24 protein-coding genes and 1 tRNA gene are annotated in these 25,380 nt (G+C 36.7%); 12 read left to right on the top strand and 13 right to left on the bottom strand.

Annotation, left to right across the window (positions count from 1 at the left end; all coding sequences use genetic code 11):
• Nucleotides 1-39 precede the first annotated feature (39 nt).
• Both M899_RS07280 and M899_RS07285 read right to left on the bottom strand, forming a co-directional pair.
• Entirely contained in the window at nucleotides 40-1,308 is a 1,269-nt protein-coding gene (locus M899_RS07280; protein WP_021270800.1) for a sensor histidine kinase, read from the bottom strand.
• Nucleotides 1,305-2,006 (bottom strand): response regulator, encoded by a 702-nt coding sequence (locus tag M899_RS07285; RefSeq protein WP_021270776.1) that lies wholly within the window; start codon nucleotides 2,004-2,006, stop codon nucleotides 1,305-1,307. Before M899_RS07285 ends, M899_RS07280 begins: the two co-directional genes overlap by 4 nt.
• Before the next feature lie 146 nt (nucleotides 2,007-2,152).
• On the opposite strand from M899_RS07285, the gene M899_RS07290 reads away from it, so the two are divergent.
• Complete coding sequence (locus M899_RS07290) at nucleotides 2,153-2,647, top strand: Spy/CpxP family protein refolding chaperone (protein WP_021270784.1); 495 nt, start codon at nucleotides 2,153-2,155, stop codon at nucleotides 2,645-2,647.
• An 11-nt stretch (nucleotides 2,648-2,658) separates the two neighbouring features.
• On the opposite strand, the gene M899_RS07295 is transcribed toward M899_RS07290, so the two are convergent.
• The 4 genes from M899_RS07295 to M899_RS07310 form a co-directional block, all read right to left on the bottom strand.
• Nucleotides 2,659-3,375 carry a glutathione S-transferase family protein gene (locus M899_RS07295; protein WP_021270772.1) on the bottom strand — a complete coding sequence of 239 codons (717 nt, stop codon included), beginning with the start codon at nucleotides 3,373-3,375 and terminating at the stop codon, nucleotides 2,659-2,661.
• A gap of 10 nt (nucleotides 3,376-3,385) precedes the next feature.
• Nucleotides 3,386-4,801, bottom strand: a complete 1,416-nt coding sequence (aspA, locus tag M899_RS07300) for an aspartate ammonia-lyase (protein WP_021270769.1) — start codon at nucleotides 4,799-4,801, stop codon at nucleotides 3,386-3,388.
• Nucleotides 4,802-4,893: 92 nt separating this feature from the next.
• Nucleotides 4,894-7,644 (bottom strand): response regulator, encoded by a 2,751-nt coding sequence (locus M899_RS17625; protein ID WP_021270812.1) that lies wholly within the window; start codon nucleotides 7,642-7,644, stop codon nucleotides 4,894-4,896.
• A gap of 195 nt (nucleotides 7,645-7,839) precedes the next feature.
• Nucleotides 7,840-7,916: transfer RNA gene (locus M899_RS07310), tRNA-Arg, on the bottom strand.
• Nucleotides 7,917-8,045: 129 nt separating this feature from the next.
• Here M899_RS07310 and M899_RS07315 point away from each other — a divergent pair.
• The 6 genes from M899_RS07315 to M899_RS07340 all read left to right on the top strand — a co-directional run bounded on the left by M899_RS07315 (nucleotide 8,046) and on the right by M899_RS07340 (nucleotide 13,648).
• On the top strand, nucleotides 8,046-9,380 hold the full coding sequence (locus M899_RS07315; protein ID WP_021270787.1) for an FAD-binding oxidoreductase: 1,335 nt from the start codon (nucleotides 8,046-8,048) through the stop codon (nucleotides 9,378-9,380).
• Nucleotides 9,380-10,354, top strand: a complete 975-nt coding sequence (gene rsgA, locus M899_RS07320) for a ribosome small subunit-dependent GTPase A (RefSeq protein WP_021270789.1) — start codon at nucleotides 9,380-9,382, stop codon at nucleotides 10,352-10,354. Before M899_RS07315 ends, rsgA begins: the two co-directional genes overlap by 1 nt.
• Before the next feature lie 92 nt (nucleotides 10,355-10,446).
• Entirely contained in the window at nucleotides 10,447-10,905 is a 459-nt protein-coding gene (locus M899_RS07325) for a PilZ domain-containing protein (RefSeq protein ID WP_021270770.1), read from the top strand.
• 85 nt (nucleotides 10,906-10,990) lie between these two features.
• Nucleotides 10,991-12,334, top strand: coding sequence for a hypothetical protein (locus M899_RS07330; RefSeq protein ID WP_021270810.1), 1,344 nt, complete (start codon nucleotides 10,991-10,993; stop codon nucleotides 12,332-12,334).
• Nucleotides 12,331-13,095 carry a hypothetical protein gene (locus M899_RS07335; protein ID WP_034728360.1) on the top strand — a complete coding sequence of 255 codons (765 nt, stop codon included), beginning with the start codon at nucleotides 12,331-12,333 and terminating at the stop codon, nucleotides 13,093-13,095. The genes M899_RS07330 and M899_RS07335 overlap by 4 nt, the downstream gene beginning before the upstream one ends.
• 13 nt (nucleotides 13,096-13,108) lie before the next feature.
• Complete coding sequence (locus M899_RS07340; protein ID WP_021270791.1) at nucleotides 13,109-13,648, top strand: peptidylprolyl isomerase; 540 nt, start codon at nucleotides 13,109-13,111, stop codon at nucleotides 13,646-13,648.
• A 26-nt stretch (nucleotides 13,649-13,674) separates the two neighbouring features.
• Here the strand turns inward: M899_RS07340 and M899_RS07345 are convergent, their stop codons facing one another.
• Together M899_RS07345 and M899_RS07350 are read right to left on the bottom strand one after the other, a co-directional pair.
• A complete protein-coding gene (locus tag M899_RS07345; protein WP_021270780.1) occupies nucleotides 13,675-15,714 on the bottom strand; it encodes a hypothetical protein in 2,040 nt (679 codons plus the stop codon).
• Between the two features lie 3 nt (nucleotides 15,715-15,717).
• Complete coding sequence (locus tag M899_RS07350) at nucleotides 15,718-16,227, bottom strand: helix-turn-helix transcriptional regulator (RefSeq protein ID WP_021270799.1); 510 nt, start codon at nucleotides 16,225-16,227, stop codon at nucleotides 15,718-15,720.
• A 136-nt stretch (nucleotides 16,228-16,363) separates the two neighbouring features.
• Between M899_RS07350 and M899_RS07355 the strand changes: the two genes are divergently transcribed.
• The 5 genes from M899_RS07355 to M899_RS07375 are packed head-to-tail and all read left to right on the top strand — an operon-like array spanning nucleotide 16,364 to nucleotide 20,399.
• Nucleotides 16,364-17,122, top strand: a complete 759-nt coding sequence (locus M899_RS07355; RefSeq protein ID WP_034728370.1) for a methyltransferase family protein — start codon at nucleotides 16,364-16,366, stop codon at nucleotides 17,120-17,122.
• Nucleotides 17,119-17,703 carry a YceI family protein gene (locus M899_RS07360; RefSeq protein ID WP_021270813.1) on the top strand — a complete coding sequence of 195 codons (585 nt, stop codon included), beginning with the start codon at nucleotides 17,119-17,121 and terminating at the stop codon, nucleotides 17,701-17,703. The genes M899_RS07355 and M899_RS07360 overlap by 4 nt, the downstream gene beginning before the upstream one ends.
• An 11-nt stretch (nucleotides 17,704-17,714) precedes the next feature.
• Nucleotides 17,715-18,782: a type III polyketide synthase gene (locus M899_RS07365; protein WP_021270797.1), complete on the top strand. Its 1,068-nt coding sequence runs from the start codon at nucleotides 17,715-17,717 to the stop codon at nucleotides 18,780-18,782.
• Nucleotides 18,773-19,324 carry an isoprenylcysteine carboxyl methyltransferase family protein gene (locus M899_RS07370; RefSeq protein WP_021270771.1) on the top strand — a complete coding sequence of 184 codons (552 nt, stop codon included), beginning with the start codon at nucleotides 18,773-18,775 and terminating at the stop codon, nucleotides 19,322-19,324. Before M899_RS07365 ends, M899_RS07370 begins: the two co-directional genes overlap by 10 nt.
• Nucleotides 19,317-20,399 (top strand): NAD(P)/FAD-dependent oxidoreductase, encoded by a 1,083-nt coding sequence (locus tag M899_RS07375; RefSeq protein ID WP_021270786.1) that lies wholly within the window; start codon nucleotides 19,317-19,319, stop codon nucleotides 20,397-20,399. The genes M899_RS07370 and M899_RS07375 overlap by 8 nt, the downstream gene beginning before the upstream one ends.
• Here the strand turns inward: M899_RS07375 and M899_RS07380 are convergent.
• The 5 genes from M899_RS07380 to M899_RS07400 all read right to left on the bottom strand — a co-directional run bounded on the left by M899_RS07380 (nucleotide 20,362) and on the right by M899_RS07400 (nucleotide 25,291).
• Entirely contained in the window at nucleotides 20,362-21,135 is a 774-nt protein-coding gene (locus M899_RS07380; protein ID WP_021270794.1) for a lysophospholipid acyltransferase family protein, read from the bottom strand. The two genes, M899_RS07375 and M899_RS07380, sit on opposite strands and share 38 nt — an antisense overlap.
• Nucleotides 21,132-21,965, bottom strand: coding sequence for a GNAT family N-acetyltransferase (locus M899_RS07385; protein WP_021270774.1), 834 nt, complete (start codon nucleotides 21,963-21,965; stop codon nucleotides 21,132-21,134). The genes M899_RS07380 and M899_RS07385 overlap by 4 nt, the downstream gene beginning before the upstream one ends.
• Nucleotides 21,940-23,133 carry a M20/M25/M40 family metallo-hydrolase gene (locus M899_RS07390; protein WP_021270804.1) on the bottom strand — a complete coding sequence of 398 codons (1,194 nt, stop codon included), beginning with the start codon at nucleotides 23,131-23,133 and terminating at the stop codon, nucleotides 21,940-21,942. Before M899_RS07390 ends, M899_RS07385 begins: the two co-directional genes overlap by 26 nt.
• 73 nt (nucleotides 23,134-23,206) lie before the next feature.
• Nucleotides 23,207-24,925 carry a single-stranded-DNA-specific exonuclease RecJ gene (recJ, locus tag M899_RS07395; protein ID WP_021270801.1) on the bottom strand — a complete coding sequence of 573 codons (1,719 nt, stop codon included), beginning with the start codon at nucleotides 24,923-24,925 and terminating at the stop codon, nucleotides 23,207-23,209.
• A 120-nt stretch (nucleotides 24,926-25,045) separates the two neighbouring features.
• A complete protein-coding gene (locus tag M899_RS07400) occupies nucleotides 25,046-25,291 on the bottom strand; it encodes a hypothetical protein (RefSeq protein WP_021270775.1) in 246 nt (81 codons plus the stop codon).
• Nucleotides 25,292-25,380: the final 89 nt, after the last annotated feature.

The following is a 25,380-nucleotide window of genomic DNA, read 5'->3' on the forward strand; positions in this document are numbered from 1 at the left end:
ACAGTATAAAATAAAATGGGCCCGAGAATGGGCCCATTTTTATTTGAGATAAACTGTTACTAAACTACCTTGACCAAAAACACTTTCAAATTCGATATGCCCACCATGGGCCTTTATAATTTTCTGACACATGTAAAGTCCAAGACCATGGCCCTCAATGGCCTTGTTTCTAGACGGATCTGCACGATAAAAAGGTTCAAAGATATTTTTTAAGTTTTCCTTTTTAACACCAATCCCATTATCCTTAATTTGAATGTATTTTCCAACATTGTCACGACCATAGCGCAATTCTATTCTTGTTTTATTTTCATCGACTGAATATTTGACAGCATTTTCTATTAAGTTTTTGAAAAGTAGTTTTAACCTTTCATAATCTCCATTTATAGAATAATTTTCTGATGACTCTATTTTTAGAAAGGGGAACTTCTTTTGCAAATCGTTTATAAGAGCTTCTATGTTGAAATCTTCCAATAGAAGTAGGTCTTTATTTCCAAATCTCTCCGATTCCAAGATAGAAGAGATTATTTTCTCTAGATCGACAATATCTTCTTTAATTTGCTTCTTTTCATCACTGTCTGGAATAAATTCGAGGGCCAGTTTTGACCTTGTTAGGGGAGTTCTCAATTCATGAGCGACATCAATGAGCAGTTGATTGCGTGATTCGAGCATATCTTTAATTTTGATTGTCATCAAATTAAATGTTTCGACTAAACGATCGAATTCACTAATCCCTAATGGTGTAAGTTTTGTTTCTAAATTTCCATCGGCCACCTGTTGAACAGCAGCGTCTAGTTTCTTTATCGGTATTAGCACTTTTCTAATAACCACCATAGTTAGGGCAATTATAAGAACAATAAATATGATAAAGTTAAACAAGACTTTGTTTTTTTGCGTTGGGATTTTTGGAAGAAATTTCTCGTTCGGAACTAATGTAACTTGATGTGATCCTATTTTAAATCGCGATAGGGGAAATGGACTTTCTTTCAAGTTTTTAGAGCGCTTAAATGCAAAAGGAGGAATTTTGTGGTGGGATTTCCACATTGTCTTTCCTTCAGTTACAAGGATCTTAATTTTGTATTTATTGGCAATTGATTCCAAGTTTTTTTCATCAATTGGGAGCTCTATTAATTCTCTAATCGTGGGAACGAGTGCTCTTAAAGACTCTTTTTCGCGTTTGATGATAGTGTCATCAAGTTTGTAGTAAAGCTTGAAGAAAAGCATTGCCGCAATAAATGCAATTCCCATTGCGAATGCGAGGGTGATAAATATCTTTGCAAAAAGTCCTTTGGTATTAAATGAAATAATCATACTTTCTGAACCTCTTGGATGAAAATATAGCCGCTTCCCCAAATCGTTTTAATAAAGCGTGGCTCTTTTGATGAATCATTAAGCTTTTTTCTAAGGCGACTTATATTAATATCAATTGATCTATCAAAAACATTCCAGTCGACACCTTTAAGAAGGTCCATAACTTCATCACGACTTAGAACTTTTCCAGGATGTTCCATGAAGAGAATTAAGATATCAAATTCCATTGTCGTTAATTGTATCTTCTCATTTTCAACTTGAACTTCTCTAGTATTGAGATTGACTATAAGATCTTTGGCGATCAACGTATTGCTGCCAAGTGGTTTTTCGTTACGTGCGATTCTTCTTAGTAGAGATTGTATTCTGGCCACAAGTTCTCTTGGTTCAAATGGTTTTGCCATATAGTCATCGGCACCAATTTCGAGACCAATAATTTTATCAAGTGTCTCACCTCGAGCAGTAAGCATGATGATTGGAACATTAGAAAACGTTCGGATCTCTTTACAAAGATCGAGTCCATTAATTTCAGGCATCATAATGTCTAGAATGACAACATCATATGGGCTATCTTTTAATTCCACGAGACCTTGTGTTGGTGAAGTTATGGCCTTCGCCTCGATATCAAAGCCTAGGAAAAACTTTGAAAGCAGGCTTCCAATCTTTTCATCATCATCAATAATAAGAGCTTTAATTTTCATGCTTGGCCCCTTTCTCTGGTCCTATACTATCATGGAAATATCAGTGTTTTCTATATGTTACAATTTGATACAATTTTTTACCATCCTGAAAAGATTAAAATCAGGAACTTCGGCATACTGATCCTAAGAAAAGCATGGAGGTGCTTATGAAAATTTTGAAATATGCTGGATTAGTGACTTTATTACTATTTGTTTCTTGTAAGGGTGGTGAGGAGAGAGTTAATAAAATCTCTGATCGTGTAACTAAGAAATTGGAGTTGAGTGAAGCTCAAATTGTAAAATTATCAGACTTAAAAAGTGCTATCGTGAAAGTTCAAAAAGAAATGGCAGAGAAAAAGAAGGATCGCCCACTAGATTCATTTTTGGCACAGCTGTCGGGTTCAAGTTTTAATGCAAAAGAAGTTGTAAAGAAGGTTGAAGATGATGCGAAAGCTAGAGTCGCAAATACAAAAGAAATTGCATCTAAAATTGAGGCCTTCCATGCAAGTCTTGATGATAAGCAAAAAGAAAAGCTTGCTGGCATGATTGATAAATTTAAAGAAAAGCATGAAAAGAAAAAACAAGAGCGTATGAAAAAGAAGCTAGAGCGTGAAAGTAAAGACGGTAAAGAAAAACATAGAGAAAAAAGGAAGGAGAGCTAAGCTCTCCTTTTTTATTTTTGAGCTTGAAAAAGAAGCTTCTTAATTCTTTTTTCAAAGGCAACCAAGTTTTGATACTTAGAGGCCAGTTTGAAAAGCTCTGGCGTCATTGAAACTTGAAGACAGTTTGTAATAAAACCAAATACTGTTGCATCTAGTGATGATATTTGATCCCCAAAAAAGTATTTTTTGTCTCCTAGCAAAGTCGATAAGGCCTTGAAGTCATCTTCTAGGAAATCCAAAACTTCATCGTGTGAGTGTCTACCCATGCCATTCGCATAGAGAGTACTAACTACAGATCGTCTTGAAAGACCGGCCATAATTTTTCTTAGTGGGGCCGGGATTTGTGCAAAGAAAATTGGTGCAACGTTGCTCCAGTTTTCTTCAACTTGCCATCTAAAATAGAGAAGTCCCATTCCCATATGGTCTTCAACCATTTTTTTATAAGCATTACAATGGGCCATATCGATTGCACTTAGATGTGAATCAAGATCCTTGTTATACTTCTCTTTCATATACTTCAAAATTAATTCAGAGTCACAGAATTCATAACCGTGATCGCGAATAATTGGAAGTTTACCCTTTGGCATTTTCTTAGGATTTCCTGCGAAGGGAATTTCTTTAAATGGAATCCCCATGGCCTTAAAAGCACATTGGAGCTTCACACAAAAAGGTGAAAAATTGGGAGCACTATACTTCTTTGACGTTTTGAACACTACTAGTTCAATCATTTTTTACCTACTACTTAAAACGTTTCGCCATGTACTGAGGGTTAATCATATTTTCTACTGTAAAAATCTTATCGAGTTCTTCTTCGCTCATTAGGCCCTCTTCTAGAACAACTTGTTTCACAGTTTTTCCAGTAGTAGCACAAATTTTTCCAACTCTGTCGCCGTTGTGGTGTCCAATATATGGATTTAGGAAAGTCACAATCCCAATTGAGTTCATGACGTTATTATAGCAAACTTCTGAGTTTGCAGTGATGCCATTCACACATTTTTCTCTTAAAGTCCAAAAACCTCTTGTCAGAAGGTGAAGAGATTCAAACAGTGAACTAGCAAGAACAGGTTCCATAACGTTAAGCTGAAGCTGTCCGGCCTCCGCCGCCATAGTAACAGTGATGTCATTGCCAATAATTTTGAATGCAATTTGGTTCACAACCTCTGGAATTACTGGGTTTACCTTTGCTGGCATAATAGAAGAGCCGGCCTGCATTTCAGGCAAATTGATTTCATTCAATCCAGCTCTTGGACCCGAAGAGAGGAGTCTCAAGTCGTTACAGATTTTTGAGATTTTAACGGCGGCCCTTTTTACCGTTCCTGACATCATTACATATGCACCTGTATCACTTGTGGCCTCCACAAGGTTCTCAGCTGGTACAAAATGAGCGCCAGCAATTTTGGCCAGGTGTTTTATGGCCAGTGCAGAGTATTCTTTAGGGGCATTAATACCTGTACCAATGGCAGTTGCTCCAAGGTTTACCTCTAAAATAAGTTCTTGAGACATTTTTAGAGTTTTAATTTCTTCTTTCATCGTTACAGCAAAGGCCTCGAACTCTTGTCCTAAAGACATAGGAACTGCATCCTGAAGTTGAGTTCTTCCCATTTTTAAAACAGCAGCAAATTCTTTACCTTTTAAAGAAAAGCTTTCAACTAGCTTTTCAAGCTCTTCAATAAGAAGGCCCATTTTAAAATAAAGGGCAACGCGAAAACCTGTAGGGTAGGCGTCGTTTGTGGACTGACATTTATTCACATGATCGTTTGGATCGAGAATATTGTATTGACCCTTTTCGTGGCCATAAAGCTCAAGGGCAATATTGGCAATAACTTCATTTGTATTCATATTTACAGAAGTCCCTGCGCCACCTTGAAAGATATCCGTTTTAAATGAACTGTAGTACTTTTCACCATTTTCCAAAAGTTCATCACAAGCTTTGATAATCATGGCGGCCTTATCTTCTGGAATTGTTCCTAATTCCATATTGGCCAAGGCACTTGCTTTTTTTGTCATTACCATTCCTCTTACGAAGATGGGATAATCACCAATACAAGAAGGTGTGATATTGAAGTTTTCCATGGCCCTTAATGTGTGGATACCATAGTAAGCATTTTTAGGTATTTCTTTTTCACCAAGTAGGTCATGTTCAATTCTTGTCATAAAAGTCTCCAAAAGGCATTTTTAAGCTAAAATGCCTATACTATAGAATAAGAATTATTTTTTGTAACAGGAATTTGATGTAAAAAGAGTGACTAAGTTCTTTTTGCTCTAGTTAGGGATTTGTTTAGGGCGGTTATGAGCAGATTTCTCTCAATTGGTTTAGCAATATAGTCATTCATTCCTGCATTAAGACACTTTTCCTTGTCTTCTTTCATGGCGTTAGCTGTTAAGGCAATGATATAGATATTTTCTAGTTTTAGACTTTCTCTTATAACTTTTGTGGCCTCGTATCCATCGAGCACTGGCATCTGACAGTCCATTAAAATAATATCGAAATGCTCTTTTTGAATCATATTAATGGCCATGCTTCCGTCGTTGCATGTTTTACTTTCAAGTCCGAGTTTTTCCAGTAATCGCTCTGTGATTTTTTGATTGATAAGATTATCTTCAACGATCAATATTTTTTTAGAATAAAGCTCTGAACTTAATCGTACAGTATTGATTTTATTGATTTCATACTCAATTTCATCGACTTGCTCTAGAGGAACTTCAAAGGTAAACATTGAACCTCCATCATTGGCCTTTTCGTAGCTAAGATTTCCTCCGAGAATTGAAGCGAGACCTTTAGATATGGAAAGGCCCAAACCCGTTCCTTTATAAAGCTTATTGGCGCCAGAGCTTAATTGTTCAAATGGTGTAAAGAGTTTAATGGCATCAGATTCTTTAATACCAATTCCACTATCAATGACTCTAAATTTAATAAAAGTGGCCTGATCATTTTCACTGGCCGAAATTCTAATTTTTACAAAGCCTTTGTTGGTAAATTTAATGGCATTGGAGATCAAATTGATAAGAATTTGTTTTATTCTAGTAGGGTCGCCTCTCATGAAGTCGTGAATTGTACCTTTTTTAGAAATTGAAAACTCCAAATTCTTATGTTCCGCCATGGGTTTAAACATAGCACTTATCTCTTTAATCAATTGATTGAGTGAAAAGTTATGCTCTTGAACTGTTAATTTGTTAGATTCAAGTTTAGAAAAGTCTAGTATGTCATCAATAATGATCAGAAGATCTTTGGCAGATTTCGTTATTGTTTGGAGGTCTTCTTTTTGCTTTTTATTAGTAAGGTTGTCTTCTAAGAGATCGGCCATTCCAAGGATGGCATTCATAGGAGTTCTTATTTCGTGACTCATATTGGCCAAAAAAATAGTTTTGGCCAAGGTCGCTTCTTGGAGTTGAGCATTGATAATTTGTAGCTCTTTGGTTTTTTTGCTGACTTCTCTTTGGATTTCTTGACCGCGTCCTGAAAAAGTTAAAAGAAAGATTCCTAATAAACACGATAGACTTAGTCCTCCGATAAGTATGGCCCAAGAGAGCATGGTCTCACTTCTAGAGAAGTAGGTCATTTTTGGAGACATACTGATATTGTAATCGCGATTATAGATTTTTTCGGGGTAGTGAAAAAGAATATTAGGATAGTCTGGGACTTGAGTATCATTGATAGTGTAGAGGGTGTCGTTAATATTATCGGTTACAAAGTTGAATTCAAAATGAATTTCTGTGAAATCCTGATTATCTAAGGCCTTTCTGAAAAAGGTATTCACATTGATATATCCAAGGATAACGCCAAGGACTTCTTCTTTACTTTCAACATATTTTTTCTTGTTATAAACGGGAATGATGAGAAGGAGTTCTTTCTCATCTCCATGGCTATTATGATGAGTCACACTTAATAAGGTAGGAGAATAAAGGACGATGGCATAATTAATGGCCTTTAAAATCTCTTCATCGTTATTGATGTTTTTTCCTAGGGTATTATTTAAAACACTGGCCGGAGAGGCATATTCTACTATAAAGGCCTCACCATTGGAGTAGACGTCTTCTTGATTGATTTCAATCTTTCTTCTTGTTTCCTTTGAAATTTGATCACGCAGCTTTTTCACATCATGGGCCTTCGTTAAAGGTGCCCATTGAAAAGAGGTCAATCCTCCTTCGTCACCAATAATATGGGAGACGAATTCATGAAATTCACTGCGATCAACATTATTACTGGCATAGAAGAGATTGCGAATTGATTCAACTTTACTAATAGTCTTTTGAAATTCGCCTTGAATGCTCATTTGCATTTTCATCGCGATTTTACCAAAGTCCTCTTCCATGCGATTGTATTCGCTACGGCTTAAGTTCCAAAAAACAACCATGCAAAGGATGACACTAACAAGTAGGGGGGAGCTAATGGCCAGTCTTCTTTGTTTCCATAAACTTTTTTCTTTACCAATATAGCTAATGAGTATGGGAAATACTAAGAGTATCCCTAGAGTGTCACCTACCCACCAGTTAAACCAAGTGAATAGAACATTTTTAAAATCTATTTGATCGTTAAGATATAAAACTGTCGTTGCAAAAATTGAATTAAACAAACAACTAACGGGACCGGCCAAGAGTAGAAAGAAAATAACGTCTCTGGCCTTAACAAGTGGGAGTTGGTGATTGTAAAAAGGTCTAGAAAAAAGATAACCAAATGTCGCTTGAGCAACACAACCCAAACCAATGATTACCGGAATCACATATAAAGCAGCGCTGGAAGAGTCTCCCCCCGCACTAATTTGTGAAGTAATATTCAAAAAAAATGAACCGAAGAAAATTCCAGGAAGACAATTGATGCCGTAGGCATATAGGAAGGCCAAAGCAATTCCGGTGGGTGGAAAGATAGCGGAAGCGAACCCTGGAGGGATGGCCATAATAAGACTTAGCTTCCCCATGACAAAAAAGAGAACTGTAAGAATGAAATTCTGCATTAGAACTCTAACTAAATCCTCAGATGACTTTTGCCTTTGTTTCATACTGAACTCATAACTCTGGATACATAGGATCCATTCATAATTGGAAAATACAATATGATTATAAAGGACTTTAATTGCTCGAAAGCATTGAAAACAAAGAATTTAGGATATCTTGATGTAAAACCAAGCAAGAATATACGCTTTGGATTAAAAAGCTTTCGAATTCATATTAATGTTGGGGTGTTGTGTGAAAAATGGCGCACTCGAGAGGATTCGAACCTCTGACCTACCGCTTAGAAGGCGGTTGCTCTATCCAGCTGAGCTACGAGTGCATTGGATATAAAATACCGGTCTGTGGAGAGTTAAATTAAAGGTCTAAGCCTTAAATGTCAAGACAAAGATCGGATAAAATACACTCACAGTAAGTTTTTCAAATTTCGAAAATATGGTAGGGTAACAGCATGAATTTAATTGGAAAACAGAATATTTTTACACCGAAGTCACTGGTGCAGCTCCAAGAGCTTATTACTAATGGGCAGGCCCTTGTTTTAACAGGAGCTAAGACCTCTACTGTGCTGCCTTTTGATCGCTTAGAAGACGTCTCATGCCTTGATTTAAGCTGTCTGCCTAAAGAAGCAAAAATTATTGACTCCCATTTGGTCGTTACGGGTCCTGTCACATGGGCCGAAGCGAGGGCCTTGGCCCAATCGCAAAATTTTGATCTAATGGCCATGCCCACAGAGGAGTCAGCCTATGTTCTCTCTGGAATTGCCACTTCTGCAACTGGTGAGTTGAGTTTTGGCTTTGGGGCCATTCGCGATCATGTCGTGTGGCTTGAATACATGAACTCACAGGGAGAGATTTCTAAACTAGAATCTTCTCAAGATCTCAAAGTAGAGCTAGATGAAGTATTGCAAGAGGCCCTCGGTGAATATGAAAAAGAGTATTCTCCTTATAGTCATTTTAAAAATGGACCGTTTCCGCGTTTTGAAAAAGCTACTGATTTAATGGTTGGAACTGAAGGGCAGTTGGGAGTTATTACCAAAGCGGCATTCAAGCTTAGACCAAAAAAGCTAAGCGATTTTCTTTTTATCAACCTGCCTCGCTGGCAAGAAGATTATGGAATGCATTTGGCCTTATTTGAATACGCACAAACGAGAAGAGGCGATATTTATTCAGTTGAATTAATGGACGAGGCCTCAATGAATTATCTCGATAAAAGTGTGCGCCCTTTTGAAAAGGGTGATGTGCTTTTTATGGAAGTAGATCAAGATGTCTTAGAAGACGTTTATCATGAATTGTCTGATATCCAGAATTTTCATATGGACCAAGTTCTTATGGTTGGTCACTCTAAGGCCATGCAGATGCGCCTACAAATTCCAAGAGCGATTAATGAGAGAAACTCTAGGCTTGGTATTATTAAAAAGGGAACCGATGCTCAAGTGAGAAGGGATAAGATTTCTCTTCTACTTGATACTTATAAAGAAATGGCAGAGCTAGGAATTGACTGCATCTTATTTGGCCATTTTGGGGATGCTCATCTTCACTTTAATTTTCTTCCAACAAGCGAACAAGTGCATAAGTGTGATGAAGCTCTCGTGAGTTTTTATAACAAGATTCACTTGTTAAAAGGTTCTCCATTTGCAGAGCACGGAATTGGACTTATTAAACAGAAATTTATGGGCCCTTTTTACAATGAAAAGATAAAAAGAGTTTTTTATCTTCTGAAAAAGAAGTACGATCCGGCGAATAAATTTTTCCCAATGGGATATTTCAATATCAAGGATAATCAGTAGTGACGAAGGCCCGCGTATATATGTCTGCAAAAAGAGAGTTTACTTGTCGAGTGCTAGAGACAGGTGAGCTTGTTCTGGCAAAGGCCTTAGGTAATCTACTTAAAAAAGGTGACTCGATTGTCGTTGGCGATTACGTTGATATTTCACTCATTGAAGAAACAGGCGAATATATCATCAATTCAGTAGATGATCGTAAAAATGAAATTTTTAGAATTCTCATTCGTGAAGCAAAAAGAAAAGTTACGGCTTCCAATGTGGATTTATTAATTATCCTCTCATCTGTATCAAAACCTCAATACAAACGCGGAATTATAGATCGCTTTTTAGTTCGCGCTTGCCAATGGGGGATTTTACCGGTGGTGGTTTTTAACAAAATGGATCAATACGATCCTGAAGAATTTGATATCAACTTCGAGGCCGAAAGACTTGAGGGTTTAGGCGCCAAATGTTTTGAAATCTCTGCTAAGGATACAGCTTACAAGGCCAAGTATTTGGCAGAAGGTTTTGAACAACTGCAGGCCCTCGTAAAAGATAAAACTTCAATCTTTGTCGGACAATCTGGGGTTGGAAAAAGTAAAACGATTACGGCCCTTGCTCAAGGGGATGTCGTTTTAAAAACACAAGAAGTTGGTAGGGCCGGGAAAGGTTCACACACCACGACTTGGTCTGAAATTGTAAACTGCCATAATTTTGAAGTTATCGATTCCCCTGGAATTCGTTCTTTCTCATTAGATGATATTGATCCCGATGATCTTCTCTCTCTTTTTCCTGATCTCGAAGAGATTGCGGTGAACTGCCAGTTTAATAACTGCACTCATGAAGAAGGTGTAAAGGGTTGTCGTTTTTGGTCATCTGAACTTGATCCCGAAACCGAAGAAGGGGCCCTTGTGCACTCGCGCTTAGAATCCTATATGCGAATTCATGAGGAAATTTGTCAAACCCCGTTCTGGCAAAAGCAGAATAAGTACTCTTAATACTTAGATTCTCTCATTCTCCATTAAAGACAAGGCCTAGCTTGACCGATAGGACAAGGGATAGTCGTCTGACGTAATTAATGGAGCAAAGAATGGCAAATAAGGTATTGAATTTTGTAGATAAGAGAAAAGAGAATATTGAAAAGAAGAGACGTAATTTTGAACGTCTATTGTTTCAAAACTTTCTTGGCGCCTACACGGTAATCGATGCTAATGAAACAGTATATCCTGTTGAACTAGTTGATATTTCATACGATGGATGCCTTTTCCAGATTCCTTGGAACTTTGATAAAGACAAGGCCTTCAAAACTGATACTGAAATCAAGATGAGAATGTATTTTACTAAACATTCGTATATTCCTGTTGTGGTTAATATCCGTTATGGCAAAGAATACGTTGATACAAATGGCCAAACATATATGCATTACGGTTGTGAATTTGATAAGACTCTTCCTTCTTTCGAGGCGATGAAGAACTTTATCAGCTTTATGTATGCCTTCGCAGAGCACTCGACTATTGATAAGGGCGATGCGAGAGCTTATTTTCTCTAAATAAAGTTACAGATATGACTTATGAAGACCCGCTTTTTGCGGGTCTTTTCTTTTAAGAGTGTGGAAGTCGTGTTAAAAAAGGCCTATGAAAATAGCAATTATTGGAAGCGGTCCGTTAGGACTAGAAGCAGCAGCACACTTTGATTCACTAGGGGCAGCGGTTACTTTATTTAGCCGAGATGCCTTAGGGGGAAGTGTTAAACTAGCAGCAACTCATTTTCCCGAGTCGGGAGAATTTCTATCACATCATTTAACTCAAACAGGTCTCGATATCTGTGGCCTTGATCAAAATGAAATTAAATCATTCAAAGACTATCTAGAGAATTATCTAACTCCGATTGGCCGTTCATTAATGGAAAGAGGGCTCGTGAAGTTGGCCGATGTGACTCGTGTTCACAAGCGTTTTCTTTCACTGGGCGAAACACCAATGGGCAAGGATCGTTTACACGACTTGTTTCGTGTCATTTATAGTGTCGATCCAAAAGAAAATGTCTTAAAGCAAATGCAAGAGAACCCAGAGACCTTTGAAAAATTGGGTCAGGATGTTCTTGATTCATTGGCCATGCCAGTGGAGTCATTTGAAGATTTTGATATTGTTCTTGATGCAACAGGTGTTTTCTCGAATCCTAATCCAATGGGGGCAGGACAGAGCTTTGCGCTTAATGAAAAGTCTCTTGCCCAGAACTGTCCAATTTATTACGGTCTTCAAGGAATTAAAAACTTTGAAGAAATAACGTCACATCATAAAACTATTCTAGTTGTGGGAACGGGAGAAATTGCAGCAGCGACATTAGCTGTATATGGTGATTGGGTTTATGCTGATCCTTCTCGTTCTTTAAAAATTGTAACGACAGAAATGAATCTTTTCGAAAAACTTTCTCGTGCAATAGGTAGGGAATGGATATTTGAAAAGGCCCGTGGAGTTATTGAAAGAAATAAAGAAACACTTATCTCGAAAATTATGGAATTTGAAAAAGCTGTTGTGGCCTGGAAAGAACTTCCTGATTATGAGAGAGCAAAGCTTGCAAAACCAGCTGAGCCTCGCTCGCAAGTAGAATTTTTTACAGGATACTCTGTATCTTCTGTAGATAGACTTCTTGATAGAGAAGGAATGTTTGTTACTTGTGAATCTGTGAATTTCAGAAATCCAAATTTGAGTGAAGATAAAGAACTTATCACAATTAGTGCAGATGCTATAATTGTGACTACAGGTCATGTAAAAGATGTTACTGCCTACAGAGGTTTACAGCTAAGCTTTAATAACGGATTGGATTATCCAGAGGTTCGTGACGCAAAAACAGGTGAAAGTGGATTTTACTTTCTTGGCGCCACAAAAAAAGAACATGGTGATCGTTACTCATTAGCAGAGGGACTTAATGATATCTTGGCCATCGAAAAAGATATTATGAAGTTTTTTAGTCGCGCATGAAAAAACTGAGTTTAATTTTTCTTCTTATTCTCACATTCGGTTGCACCAATTTGGGCAAGAAGGAAGATACAAATAAATTACAACGCAGGAATTTGGAAGAGTACTATGTTGAATCAGGTATAGTGACCTATTTCCTTCCAATCCTACCTCAGTGGGCCAATTACTCTTTGGAAGGAAGTTGTAGAAGAGCGAGAAGTATGCGTTACCTCGATTTTCAAAAGATGAAATCGAGTTTTGGATTTACTTATGAGCAACTTGTTCAATTTCAACTTCTTTACAACTCGCGAGTATGGTCATCTCTTGCTATAAGCAACTTAGATTTTATCCCTTTCAAAGATGCTGAGAGATTTTTCTTTGAAGTCTCAGATAGCGTACATGCAGGGAATTTCTTGTTTAGATTACCAAATTATAATCGTGTCCACGTTATATGGATCGATGATTACATCAATTCGCAGACAAAAATAAAGAAGCTTAAAAAGATGCTCGATTCAAAAGATATGACGCAGGGATTTCCTGTCTTTGCCTCTTTGTGTATGGCCAGAATTGATCTTCAAAAAGCAATTAAGGCCAATGGGCTTGATCATGGAAGTTATGAACTCTTAACTTATGAGATGTTCTCTCCATACGATAGTGATTTCACAACTGGGTTAGAGCCTTCTATAAACCTAGATGCCTTTTTTGGAAAAAAAGCAATTTATTTTTATGGAAAGAATATCCCAAAAGTAATTAACGGAAAAAAAATTATTCACAGAAAATTATAAAAAGGAGTGTCCAATGTTCGGTTTAGGTGGAACAAAAAAATCAGAGTACAAAGAAGAATTAGAAAGAATTTATGCAAACTTTCAAACAAATATGGGAGATTTTGAAGTAGAGCTTTATGCAAAAGAATGTCCTGAAACTGTTTGGAACTTTGTTAACCTGGCCGAAGGAAGACAAGAAACTAAGAAAGAGGGACCTTACTATGATGGTCTAACTTTCCACAGAGTTATCTCTGGTTTCGTTATCCAAGGTGGATGTCCAGATGGAAGTGGAATGGGTGGTCCTGGTTATAAGTTTAAAGATGAGTGTACTCCAGCTCTTCGTCACGATAGCGAAGGAATCCTTTCTATGGCCAACGCAGGTCCAGGAACAAATGGTTCACAATTCTTCATTACATTGGCACCAACTCCACATTTAGATGGTCGTCACACTGTTTTCGGTAAAGTTATTAATGGTCTTGATATCGTAAGAAAAATTGGTGTAACAAACACTAATTATATGGATAAGCCCGTTTCTGATGTCGTAATGGAAAAAGTTACAATCGTAAGAAAATAAAAAAAAGGAACCTTCGGGTTCCTTTTTTATATCTTTTTTCTGCCTAGAAAAATAGAGGGAAGAATTTTTAAGTCAAAAATCATACCCAGAAAAATAATAATTCCCAAGCATATTCCAAATTGTTGAATAGGTAAGAAGTCATTTAGTGCAAACATAAAAAAGCATGCACTCAATAAAAGGCTCGCTCCCAAAACTGGTCTTACAACAGTGTTATAGAAATAATTATATGTGATGTCTTCTTTTTCTAGAACGTGCAAAATATGGAAAGAGCTATCAACAATAAGTCCTAATGAAATACTGTAAGTCATGACAGTTGCAATATTAAAGGACAAATTGAAGATTCTAAGAATAATAAAAGATAGAAAGACTGGAATTATGTTTACGAACATAAAGATAAAAAACACTTTAATCTTTTTAAAAGTAAGGTAAGCAATAAGAGAAATAATGATAAGACTAAAAAGAAAGCTTTTGAATAACGTCGTTATCATTTTCTTTTGCGCAATCATTAGATGATAGTACAGCCCATTAAATGAATGATTAATTTTTCTTTGTGTTAGTGTTCTTTCTACTGCTGCAAGAAGGACTTCAAATTTCGCTACATTCATTGGAGGGCCAAGGATAGTAATCCTGTAGTCTTTTTCAAGGGGAAAGCCTTCTTTAATTGATTCGGGAATTCTAGAGCGAACAGTTTGATAAGATATAATATGATTTGGTAGAACTCGCTCTTTGGTATAGGCCTCATTGGCCCCTTTTACAAAAAAATTAAGTGAGAGCATTTTGTAGTGGTCATCAAGTTCTGAGAGCTTTTTTTGAAGCTCGGTCTCCACCTCATCAATATTTTTAAGTTTTTCTAAATCAAATTCATGATCTTCATGAATAACAATATCAACTAAAGGTGATCCTAGGACGTTTTGTGAGACATCGATGATGCTCTCTTTTAGACCAGAGTCTTTTGGAAAATATTGAGTTGCATCTGTAAGAATAGAAATTTCTTTAAAGGCATAAGTTCCAAATACAATGGCAAAAAAAGAAATGAGTAGTATGCTTTTTCCTGAGAAAAAACGATCAAAATATTTTGAAAGATCGAGCTTGATACTTTGTTTCTGATCTTTTGGAATTAGGCCAATGGAATCATTGACACCTTTTAGCCATAGAACACAAACCAATGCGCTGGCCACGATAAGAAAAGCAGAGAGAACACCAAAGAGACTAATGGCCTGTAGCTCTGAAAAATAGAGTGAGAGAAAACCAATAAATGTCGTTATAACCATGAGCACAGTCGGTCTCATTTTTTCTTTGAGTGCCAATGAGAAGTCCTTCTTTTCCAATGTCGTATAAAAAAGATGAAGAACCAAAGAGAGATTAATGACAAACATTAAAAGAGGGACAATCGAGCTAATTAGATTTGATTCATGAAAGAAAAATTTCGTCGTACTAAGACTCATTGAAGAGGCCATCAGACAAGGGAAGAAAAGGATCAGTCCAGTTTTCAAACTCCTAAAAATTGCGATGAGGATGATGAGAACTCCTATAAAAAGCGCGGGAAAAAGTGTCTTTTTAATACTCTCAGAGTATTTATTTAAAAGACTATTAGTGTAGGGGACACCTACGAGATGGAGTTCCTGACCATATTTTCCCCAGTAGGGTGAATTTTGTATATTTTTGAAAAAATCTTTAACTATATGCTCATCTAAAGAGAGCATAATAATGACACCAAGGAAATTGTCGCCTCTGAGATGGAATATACTTTCAAAGTTATTAGGTAGTGAATTTGATGTAATGAATTCACATTGTTCATCACACTTTTCTTGCAGCTTGTCTAATTCTTCTTGAAAAGTTGCAATATCTTCGTCATTAACAGCGTTCGGGAAATCTTTCTTTGCCACAATAAAGTTCTTCTCATTGAAGGCCTCTTTAAAGTGTTCATAATTTTCAATCCCATCACTGGTTAGAAAGATTGTTTCCTTATTTTTTTGAACAAGATCATCGGCATAAATCAGACCGCCAATGGTTAATAGAATGAGAACTATTGTCATTAGGGCAGACCAGATTTGATGCTTTTTCATTTTTTACATTTCCATTGGTGAGAGAAGATCTTCTAGAAAATGAGCAGTGAGCTCTTCTCTTCCCTTAAGTCCTGATTTTTTGTAAATTGAGCTGATTTGGTGACGAACAGTTTTTTCACTACTATTTCTGATTTCAGCAATCTGCTTGGGACCAATTCCTTTTAAAAGAAAAAGGGCCACATCTCTTTCTGCATCGGATAGTGACCATTGCTCAAATTCGCGATCTATTTGGACACTTAGGCCCTCAATAAAAATTCTAGACTTTTGATGGTGTTGTTCAGCTATTTCTGTAAGCAGGATTTTCTCTTCAGTCAGTTTTTTAGTAAGATATTTCTCGCGCTTTATTCTCATGATGAGATAGATCATTGCTGTAAGAGCACAGATTGCAATTCCCCCCTCGAGGAATAAATGACTGATTTCTGCCCCCTCGGAATAGTCTTCGATCATGTCTAGAATAGTGAGCAGTGCGACTCCAAAGAGTAAAAATCCAATGAGATATCGTTCTTTTTTCATAGGAAGGTTGACCTATATTATGTGTAAGTAATTGTAACTTCAGTATAATAGGCAAATTGACTGATATCAACTTTTACTATTTTTCCGTAAACTGTGAAAGACGAACAAAAGGCCATGATAAAAAATGGAAAATTTTATGAAAGAGTTATTGAGTAAAAGGCTTGTTTTTATTGGGATCGGGATCTTCAATATCGCCTTATTCCACTATGCTATTTTAAGACTTTGGTTCTTTTTATTAAATAGTTCTGGGCGCTTGGAAGTCCAATCACCAATTTTAGCGCTGGTTATTAATACGGCATTGCTTGTCTTTTTTAGTGCACCTCACAGTTTGCTACTTAATTCAAAGGTAAAAGTTAAGTTTTTACAATATATGCCCAACGCTCTTTATGGGACGTTTTATTCCCTTCATGCTTGCCTTGGGATTGTCTTGATGGACAATTATTGGGTCACTATGGGGCCTAATCTTTTAAACCTTGATCAGATTTCTGAAGGGGTTGTTATTGCACTTTATGCCTTCAACTGGCTATTCATGTTCTGGTCAATGCTGGCCACGGGACTGTTTCGCCAAAGCGGAATTGAAGAGTGGTGGAAGAGTTTAAAGGGCGAAAAGATAAAGTACACATTGTTAAGTGATGGTCCCTACCGTGTTTGCCGCCATCCCATTTATGCCTCATTTATCGGTATGATTTGGTTCAGTCCCAATGTGAGTATTGATCGACTGTACTTGTCACTTTTTTGGACGGCCTATATCTTACTTGGCGCTTCACTTAAAGAGCGTAGATTAAGAAGAAATAAGAAATACCAAAGTTATTCTCAAGAAGTCCCGGCGTTTCCTTTTATGCCTAGATCATGGGATAATTTTTTAACTTATAAAATTTGGGGGCAGCCAAGATGAAAATGATTTTATCTCTATTCCTATTTTTGTCTTTTTCAACTTATGCAAAAGATTTGAATGAAGTTGTGAAGTACAGCTCATTTGATGATGCAAAAAATGCGACTTCACAACTGAAGTTCATTGTTGAAAGTACGAAAGCAGGTCTTTTCGCATCAGATGTTGATGGTTATGTGAAGGAGTTTTCCTATACGGCGAAGCTTGATGAGAAGCACATGATACTTAGTGATATGACTATTAAAATTAAAGTGGCCACTATGGACACTGATAATGAAAGTCGTGATACTAAACTTCATAATTTGTGCTTATCTCACACTGACTATCCTGAAATTATTGTTAAAGTTCCAGGTCCATTATTTTTAAAAGAATCGCGTACACACAAGTACAAAGGTTCAGTTAACATTCGTGGAAAAGAAAAACCATTTGAAATTGAATTGTCACAGCATTTAGAGAACGGGAAAATGATTATATCAGGTGAAACAATTTGGGGATTAAAAACAATGGAAATCCCTGACCCAAGCATCCTTGTTGCTAAGTTGTCAGATGAAATTCGCATTCAAATTAAAATCGAAAGATTATTGTAAGAGAGGACGTTATGCCATTTTTAGTTGATATCCAAACTTGTTTTCCAGAAAACTATTACACACAAGAAAAGCTTATTGAAAAATTAACGACGGCCTGGTCGGGAAAGGTAACAAATCTTTCACGTGTTGAATCAATTCATTCAAATGTTCTTGTAAAGGGAAGACATCTTGCACTTCCTCTAGAGAAGTACTTTGAGCTTAAAAGCTTTGATGAAAAAAATAATCTCTTCATTGAAAATGCTTTAAAACTTGCAACAGGGGCCATTACTAAGATTCTTAAGACTCATAATTTAGAGGCATCAGATATTAGCTCATTATGGAGTAATACTGTTACGGGATTTGCAATACCAAGTCTTGAGGCCAGAGTTATGAATTTGCTTCCCTTTGCTAAAAATACAAAACGCGTACCTCTTTTAGGGCTTGGCTGTATGGCGGGAGTCGCAGGTATCAATAGAGTATCTGATTATCTTAAGGCCTATCCGAAAGAGGCCGTGATCTTTTTTTCTGTGGAGCTTTGTTCTCTTACGATTCAAATGGATGATGTTAGCCCTGCTAATTTAGTTTCAACGGGATTGTTTGGTGATGGTGCTGCAGCTGTTTTAATGGTTGGTGATGAACATCCATTGGCCAAAAAAGCACATCTTCAGTGGCTATCATCAGAAAGCGTATTCTTTCCTGATACTGAAAGAGTGATGGGATGGGGTGTAGGTGAAAAAGGATTAAAAATTATTCTTAGTAAAGGTGTTCCAGAGGTTACAGAAGGAGAGCTTCCTGCTCCTCTACATTCATTTCTCTCAAAACAGGGTCTAGAATTAAAAGATATTTCTAGTTATTTTGCTCACCCAGGTGGGCCAAAAGTTCTTCTGGCCATGGAGAAAGTATTGGATCTTCCGCAAGGAGGTCTAAAACATAGTTGGGAGAGTTTAGCGGAGAATGGAAATATGAGTTCTGTTTCTGTGCTAGATATTTTTAAAAGAAACTTAGATCACAGGACACCTGATCTTAAAGGTCATTATGGGCTTAGTTTAGCGATGGGACCGGCCTTTAGTGCAGAGATGGGATTATTTAAATGGAATTAATCTTTAAGGCCATTGTTGTCTTTACTGCCTGTCAAAGATTGATCGAGCTCTTCATTGCAAAAAGTAATGAAAAGCACATCACTGGACTTGGTGGAAAAATAATTGCAGAGAAGAACTATATTTTTATGGTTCTTCTCCATACTACATGGCTCGCAAGTATTTTATACTGCGCATTTTTTATGGATTATCAAATTGATCCTGCGCTTTTTTATGGGTCATTGGTCTTTTTTGTCTTTGGTCAGTTTTTAAGAATCACAGCGATTTCGACTTTGGGAAAAAGATGGTCTACGAGAATTGTGATCTTGCCTGAAGCCCCTGCAATTAAAAAAGGAATCTACAACTACTTTCGTCATCCAAATTATTTAGGTGTTGTACTCGAAATTGCAGCATTACCATTAATGGCATCTTTTTATGGAATCGCATTATTTTTTACTCTAGCAAATTTTGTCATTCTCTACTTTAGAATACGATTAGAAGAGCACTGCCTAATTGAACATAATAAATATAGAGAAGTTTTCAATATCCAAGGAAAGAATGTCTAAAAAAATGGCCATCATCGGTGGCGGACCAGTTGGGCTTTATTTATCAATCTTACTTGCTAAGAGTGGACATTATGTTTCTGTCTTTGAAAAAGGGACATGGCCAGTTGATAAGGTCTGTGGCCAGGGTATTATGCCAAGTGGTGTGGAGCTTTTAAAGACAATTGGTATTGAAGTAAACAATGAAGAATCTTTTTCTTTTTCTGGCGTTCGCTATATTGATGGGGACAATGTCATTGAGGGACGTTTGAAAAGACCAGGTCTAGGTATGGATAGGAAAGTTCTATCTTCAAAGCTTCATCAATTGGCCCTTCTTGATTCAAAGATTACTCTAAAAGATCAGTCTAAAGTGGACGAACTTTCCCTTTATGATAAAGCCGTATCTATAAGTACAAATAATAATTTTGAAGTATTTGACTATGTTTTTATTTGCGATGGATTAAACTCTACGTTTAGAAGAAAACTTGATCTTGAAGTAAAAAGAAAAGGTGAACATAGAATGGGGGCCAGAGTCCATTTCGAATGTGAGCCTTGGTGTGACAAAGTTGAAGTTTATTGGAACAATGGAGTTGAGGCCTATGTCACCCCTGTCGGTAATCATAAAATAGAAATTGCTTTTCTTTGGTTTGAAAAGAGTATTGAAAAAGGTGCCTACTTAGAGGAGAGGCTTTTTAATCTTTTCCCAGAGCTTTCTAATAAAGTTAAAGGAAAAACTAAACTTAACGATTTTAAGGCCTATGGGCCTTTTAATACTGTTTCTATGGCGATGAAAAAAGGACCTGTTTTCTTAGTCGGAGATGCCTACAAATTTCTAGATGGTATTACTGGTGAAGGTATATCTTTGGGATTGAAGGCCGCTACTGTCATCGCTAAGAACTTTGAGAATTTTAGTTTCATTCATAAATTAAAAATCGGACTTATTTATTTAAACTATGCCATTTGGGTCAAGCTAGCATTAATGCTAAGTCGTAATTTGATTTTTAGAAAAATTATTTTCAAATTTGCGAATAAGTTTTCTTCATTCTTTGACTATATTCTTATTATGAATGACGTTCAATGGGGCAGTAAGAACTCCTGATACTTTGCTCAATATTAGAAACAAGTTCTGAAGTGTTATCAAAACTTAGACCAAAAAATTCTTCGATATAATTGAGATTCATGACGATTTCATTTTGTTGTAATAAGAGCCAAAGATGAGGTAAAAAGTCCATGTCACCATACCAGCAGACAATATCTCTATTCTCTCTTGTTACTGGGGTATTGTTGATTCTTAAATATTGAACACACAAGGAACTTATCATTAAATCTTTTTGAATGACGGCCTCAAATAATCCTTTTTTAAAAGGTATTATTTTTTCACCATTTGTACTTGTCGCTTCTGGGAAGATGACAATATTTTCGCCAGACTCGAGTCTGTTTGATATCTTAGATAATTCATTGGCCCTATTCATTCTGCCTCTTCTATCGACAAATATACAAGATGCCAATCTACAAATTTGACCAAGAACGGGCGTTCTTTCTATGTCAGTTGAAGTGATGAAGTTCGAAGGAATAAGTGAAGATATTGCAATTATATCTAAATATGAAAGGTGATTGCTTACTAAAAGAGCGCCCTTTACTTCTTTTTTGTATAAATTTGTTGTCAGTTTAACGTTGAATATTTTTAAGGCCAATTTGCAATAAAAAGAAACTACGTACTGAAGATGTTTTTCTTTATTTGTTGAAAAGACATTTACAAAAATGGCCGTCGCGAAATAACTTGCAAGGGCCATTGTAAATTGAACAAACTTCAAAGATGCTTTTAGTTGATTCATGAAAAGTATCTTCTTTTAAAACTTGGAGAAACTTCATTTAAATCAAGCATTGTAAGAAAATCAAAGCAATTAAAATCTCTGTCATAGGCAGGGTAACCAACTATTTTTGAACCTGCAGCAATATACATTTTTAGAAGATTTGGAACTTCTTCATTTATATTATTTGTATCACCCAAATTTTCTACGACCAAGGACACTTTATAATCACCAGTTGCTCTCGCTAAAGGAATGGCCGTGGTTTGATCATTGTTTTCAAAGTGAAAATACATAGCACTCGCTAACAAAAGAGAGTCTGTTGAAAGTGATGAAAGGCCAAATATATAGCGGCAATTTAAGTTCTTTGCATATTCTCCTATACCTTTCCATAGAAGACTTATTGTTTGACCATTGCGATGATCTTTAGCAATACAGGCCCTTCCAAGTTCAAGCTTGTTCCCATATAATTCTTTTATTTTATCAATATTAAATTCCGACTCAGAATAGAAGGAATGACTGAAGACATCACTAATCATTCTATAGTAGCCACAAATTTCATCATTTGATCTATCGATAATGATAAGATGATCACAAAGAGCATCATACTCATCGAAATCATAGCGAGATGATTTTGTTTTTGCTCCATATTCACCAGTAAAGATCGCATGTCTTAGAGAAAAGAACTTTTTAAATTCAGGGAAAGTATTCGCGGTTTTAAGAATGTACTTAGGTGTTTCAACGTAAATATTAAGATGAGGTCTTGATCTTTTAAAGATGTCAAAAATAGCATACTCATCATCGGTTTCAGTGAACTGAATACCTTTGGTATCAAGTAGTGTTTCGCTTAAAAACATAATAGTCTCTCCTAACATTGCCTAATTGTTCTATTAAGTCATTCAATAGAAATATTCGGGTCTTTAAAGATGAAATACTCATGAATTCATCTTTTGTGTGCATTTTCCCGCCAATAGGTCCTAGTCCATCAAGTTTTGAAAAGCGAGCGTCAAAATAGTTAATATCAGCGGCCCCACCTGAATGAATAAGTTGTAATGGTGTGTGTTCGTATTTTTGAATTAGATTTTCTATGATTCCAAGATCCTGCCCTTGCATCTTCTTCTCTTCCATTGGAGGACAATCATCTGCAATTGAGATCGCTTTAAAGGTCATGCGCTCAGTTTTATGACAGCGAAATGAATTCTTAAGAAGAAGTTCGTTGATTTTTAGATCAATTTTATCGGCATGTTCAATTTTTTTAAAGCGAGTATCAAGTTTAAGCGTAGTTTGTTCTGGCACAGTATTAAAACCAGATGTATTTGTCGCGAGATGGCCGACATTGATTCTATACTCATGGGAGTATGAGAAGCTGGCCATGAGCTCAGAAATAAATACACTTGCTTCATGACATGAGTTCAGAGAAGGGTCATCAAATCTGCCGGCATGTGAAGCGATACCTTGGAAAGTGATATTGTACCAACGATTTCCATTGCGTGAACTGATAAGGTGCCCTTCACATGGAGAAGGTTCAAGCCCAAAGACATAATCTAAATCATTTGAGAGGTACTTGAAACTATCATGGTGGCCAAGAGAACCAAGTTCTTCGTTAGGTGAGATGATAAAATCAAGAGTATAAAATTTTGAAATTGCTTTAAATCGTTCTGTTTGAATGAGAGTCAGAATCAATGCAATAGAGGCCTTATTGTCAGCACTGCCTTGACCTATATAGAAATCATCTTCGATCTTAAAGTTGGTATTATTAGAGACGGCATCAATGTGCATGATAAAGGCCATTCTTCTTTTTGTCTCACCATGAACGCGAAGAATTGTAAGTGGAGGATTGTCATCGAGAGAAGAAGGGATTTCTAAAATTTCATCAACATGATTCTTAGCAACTGCTGTGATGAAATCCAAGGCGACAAGGATGTTCTGGTGATTTTTAGACCCTGTGGGAATTGACATAAGTTTACCCAGAATAGGCAAAGCAAGGTCAAGTTCAATTCCATGTTCAAGATCTCTTACAATCAATGAAATCCTCCAAATACTAAAATGCTAGCAGGAGCTAAGCATAAAGTAGATTTAGGATTTCGTTTGATTTTTGTTAGAAGTCTTCAGAGCTGACTTTATCAACCATTAGTTGAATGTATTGATTACCATTAAAATGGTTCACTCCTAGAGTGAAGTAGGCCGTCAATTGGCCACCTAGGCGTTGTGCTTGGAAGACATCTTCTGGGTGTTGAAGACCCCATTTGCCGATATAGTTGAAACTAATTCCTTTCAATCTATGTTTACCGTCATTTGATTTGAAATTCCAACGAACGTGAACATCTTTTAAAATATCATAGGAATCTAAGACAAAGTCTTTCATTTTAAAAATTGGTTTTGCATTGCCCATTCCAAAAGGCTCGAGATTATCAAGCTCTCTAAGAAGTGCTGGAGTGATTTCCTGTGGGAGAATATCTACATCGTAGTAATCTTGCTCGGTCCTTTCGATGGCAGGGATTTCTGCCAATTGAGCATTCATTCCATTCATAAACTCTTCTAAATTTTCCTTAGGCATAGAAAGGCCTGCGGCCGCTTTATGACCACCAAATTTAATGAATAGGTGAGAAAGGTTATTTAAAAGGGCAAACATATTCAAATGCCCAGCACTTCTGGCCGAAGCTTTAATTATTCCCTCATGTTCGCTATCTGAGAATACAACAGCAGGAACTTTAAAAGTTTCAACAAGTTTAGAGGCCACAATTCCAATAACACCTTCATGAAAATGTGGTGCATAGACAATACTGATTCTATGCTCTTCATCACGAATTGAATCGAGAACTTGCTCTTTTGCTTCTAGAAAGACTTCATTTTGTATGGCCTTTCTTTCTTTGTTACAGATTTCAAGTTGATTATAAAATCCTACACACTCATGGTAGTCGTCATTAATAAGAAGATTAAGGGCCATTTCTGGATGATCTAATCTTCCTTTTGAATTTATGAGTGGCCCAATATTGAATGAAAGCTTCTCGCTTGGAACAAAGCCACGCTTTCTTTCATCTGGAGTAAAAAATGCTTTTATTCCTTCATACTTTGTCGTTGGTACTTGTTTAAGGCCATGACGAACAAGTTTTAAGTTTGCAGGAGTTAAAGTTGCAAGATCGCAAATTGTTCCAATCGCAACATATTGAAGAAGAGGGTAAATTGATTCAATCTTCTCTCCTCTAGCCAATAAAAGTTCACGAACTCTCATACAAACGGCAAAAGCAACGGCCACACCTGCAAGAGGTCTTAAAGGTGATGATTCCGGCTCATCTCTGCGATTTGGATTTACGATAGCATAGGCATCAGGCATTTGATCGCGAGCATCTTTATGGTGGTCTGTAATTATAAGATCTAGTCCCATGGCCTTAGCATGGTCAGCAGCTTCGTTATTTGTAATTCCGCAGTCCACAGTAATAAGAAGTTTTATCCCTTTTTCAACAGCAGCATCAATGGAAGGTGGGTGAATACCATATCCTTCGATAAAACGGCTCGGTTGAATAAGTTCAACTTTATGTCCAATCATTTGAAAGAAGCGGAAAAATAGAGCACAAGATGTAGTCCCGTCGACATCGTAGTCACCGTAAATTCCGATAAGCTCATTGTGATCCATCGCTTTGATGATTCTCTCACAGGCCTTATCCATATCGATCATATCAGTTAGAGAGGGTAAATTTTTAAGATCCCATGACAGAAATTCAGAAATTTCTTTGGGTCCCATCCCTCTTTTTTGAAAGAGGCGAGTGATTACTGGTGAAAATTGAGGGGCCGATGTGGATTGTGTTTGTGTGTGCATCTGTAAAAGATATCACGGAGAAAAGGCATTGATAAGTAAGTTTACGAGTTTCAAATATTTGGAATATTGTGAGTGGCGACGCGTTATTTAGGGAGATGTAATGGTAAGCACAAAATGTGCTTACCAAATAACTGAAATACCGCGTATGAGGTCTTCTTCTTGCATTTCATCAATTGAACAAAAAAGGTTTTTGAACTCTTCCGTGTTCTTTGCATGCACTTTAGAGAAGTAATTTGATGGCAGGAAAGATTTTTCGCAACAATCGCACTTTTCAATCTCTCTAACTGCTTCCATTAAATTTCCACAAACATGGCATTTTTTGATGAGGACACGCGTGGACTTCCTAAGCTCAACTTCTTGTTTCATTGTTATATCCTTTTAAACATGCTTCCACTGCATTTGTTTTGATTCTCCAATCCATTGGACAACCTCGTTAGTCTCATCGAACAAATTGA

Source organism: Bacteriovorax sp. BSW11_IV (assembly GCF_000447755.1).
In the GTDB taxonomy this organism is placed as follows: Bacteria; Bdellovibrionota; Bacteriovoracia; order Bacteriovoracales; family Bacteriovoracaceae; genus BSW11-IV.

Coding starts and splice junctions, on each gene's coding strand:
- M899_RS07280 (WP_021270800.1), bottom strand. CDS start 1,308: ATGATTATTTCATTTAATACCAAAGGACTTTTTGCAAAGATATTTATC.
- M899_RS07285 (WP_021270776.1), bottom strand. CDS start 2,006: ATGAAAATTAAAGCTCTTATTATTGATGATGATGAAAAGATTGGAAGC.
- M899_RS07290 (WP_021270784.1), top strand. CDS start 2,153: ATGAAAATTTTGAAATATGCTGGATTAGTGACTTTATTACTATTTGTT.
- M899_RS07295 (WP_021270772.1), bottom strand. CDS start 3,375: ATGATTGAACTAGTAGTGTTCAAAACGTCAAAGAAGTATAGTGCTCCC.
- aspA (WP_021270769.1), bottom strand. CDS start 4,801: ATGACAAGAATTGAACATGACCTACTTGGTGAAAAAGAAATACCTAAA.
- M899_RS17625 (WP_021270812.1), bottom strand. CDS start 7,644: ATGAAACAAAGGCAAAAGTCATCTGAGGATTTAGTTAGAGTTCTAATG.
- M899_RS07315 (WP_021270787.1), top strand. CDS start 8,046: ATGAATTTAATTGGAAAACAGAATATTTTTACACCGAAGTCACTGGTG.
- M899_RS07325 (WP_021270770.1), top strand. CDS start 10,447: ATGGCAAATAAGGTATTGAATTTTGTAGATAAGAGAAAAGAGAATATT.
- M899_RS07330 (WP_021270810.1), top strand. CDS start 10,991: ATGAAAATAGCAATTATTGGAAGCGGTCCGTTAGGACTAGAAGCAGCA.
- M899_RS07335 (WP_034728360.1), top strand. CDS start 12,331: ATGAAAAAACTGAGTTTAATTTTTCTTCTTATTCTCACATTCGGTTGC.
- M899_RS07340 (WP_021270791.1), top strand. CDS start 13,109: ATGTTCGGTTTAGGTGGAACAAAAAAATCAGAGTACAAAGAAGAATTA.
- M899_RS07345 (WP_021270780.1), bottom strand. CDS start 15,714: ATGAAAAAGCATCAAATCTGGTCTGCCCTAATGACAATAGTTCTCATT.
- M899_RS07350 (WP_021270799.1), bottom strand. CDS start 16,227: ATGAAAAAAGAACGATATCTCATTGGATTTTTACTCTTTGGAGTCGCA.
- M899_RS07355 (WP_034728370.1), top strand. CDS start 16,364: ATGAAAGAGTTATTGAGTAAAAGGCTTGTTTTTATTGGGATCGGGATC.
- M899_RS07360 (WP_021270813.1), top strand. CDS start 17,119: ATGAAAATGATTTTATCTCTATTCCTATTTTTGTCTTTTTCAACTTAT.
- M899_RS07365 (WP_021270797.1), top strand. CDS start 17,715: ATGCCATTTTTAGTTGATATCCAAACTTGTTTTCCAGAAAACTATTAC.
- M899_RS07370 (WP_021270771.1), top strand. CDS start 18,773: ATGGAATTAATCTTTAAGGCCATTGTTGTCTTTACTGCCTGTCAAAGA.
- M899_RS07375 (WP_021270786.1), top strand. CDS start 19,317: ATGTCTAAAAAAATGGCCATCATCGGTGGCGGACCAGTTGGGCTTTAT.
- M899_RS07380 (WP_021270794.1), bottom strand. CDS start 21,135: ATGAATCAACTAAAAGCATCTTTGAAGTTTGTTCAATTTACAATGGCC.
- M899_RS07385 (WP_021270774.1), bottom strand. CDS start 21,965: ATGTTTTTAAGCGAAACACTACTTGATACCAAAGGTATTCAGTTCACT.
- recJ (WP_021270801.1), bottom strand. CDS start 24,925: ATGCACACACAAACACAATCCACATCGGCCCCTCAATTTTCACCAGTA.
- M899_RS07400 (WP_021270775.1), bottom strand. CDS start 25,291: ATGAAACAAGAAGTTGAGCTTAGGAAGTCCACGCGTGTCCTCATCAAA.